The sequence below is a fragment of the Pseudomonas sp. MD330_10 genome, assembly GCF_042610415.1.
Taxonomy (GTDB): domain Bacteria; phylum Pseudomonadota; class Gammaproteobacteria; order Pseudomonadales; family Pseudomonadaceae; genus Aquipseudomonas; species Aquipseudomonas rhodesiae.
This window is the reverse complement of record NZ_JBHGZU010000205.1, coordinates 1-228: the sequence shown is the minus strand read 5'-3', so window position 1 is coordinate 228 and position 228 is coordinate 1. Positions and strand designations below refer to the sequence as shown.

Annotated in this window: 1 pseudogene; it reads left to right on the top strand. The window is 61.4% G+C overall.

The annotated features are described in order from the left end of the window. Positions 1 to 228, top strand: a pseudogene (locus tag ACFZPT_RS27200) (HlyD family secretion protein); the annotation flags it as partial.

Here is a 228-nt window from a genome sequence, read left to right as displayed (position 1 = left end):
ACCCCAGAGCAGCTACAGCGGGTGCGGTTGGGCATGAGTGCGCGGCTGACCATCGTCACTTACAACAATGAACAGGCGATCGTGATTCCCAGCCAGGCGATTGAGCCGGACATGACGGTGGCGTACCGCGAGGCGATGGATAAACCGGTGCAACGGGTGAAGGTCACCACCGGCCAGTCGACGGCGCAAGGGGTTGAGGTGTTCGGCCTGAAACCCGGCCTTGTGAAA